This is a genomic window from Chryseobacterium sp. 2TAF14, from assembly GCF_052115105.1.
Taxonomy (GTDB): domain Bacteria; phylum Bacteroidota; class Bacteroidia; order Flavobacteriales; family Weeksellaceae; genus Chryseobacterium.
In genome coordinates, this window is sequence record NZ_JBFRGA010000379.1 from 1 (window position 1) to 410 (window position 410).

Here is a 410-nt window from a genome sequence, read left to right on the forward strand (position 1 = left end):
CAACAGCAATGAGTGCAACAGTTTCACAGACTAATATTTCATGTAACGGCAACAGCAATGAGTGCAACAGTTTCACAGACTAATATTTCATGTAACGGCGGATCAAACGGATCAGCAGGAATTGTAGTAACAGGCGGAACAGCACCTTACACTTATTCATGGTCTCCAAGCGGCGGAACGGCAGCAACAGCTACCGGTTTATCAGCAGGATCTTATACAGTATTAGTAACAGATGCTAATGGATGTACGATTTCAAGAACAGTAACGATTACTCAGCCTGCAACCGCAGTTTCAGGAACGACAGTAGTTACGAATATTGCATGTAACGGAGCTTCAACAGGAGCGATTAATTTAACTCCATCAGGAGGAACAGCACCATATACCTTCAACTGGGGTGGTGGAATCACTAC

Annotated in this window: 1 protein-coding gene; it reads left to right on the forward strand. The window is 43.9% G+C overall.

The genetic code is table 11. The features are described from left to right. Positions 1 to 57: 57 nt before the first annotated feature. A partial coding sequence (locus tag AB4Y90_RS18255) for a SprB repeat-containing protein (protein WP_441558973.1) occupies positions 58 to 410 on the forward strand: 353 nt, incomplete at its 3' end.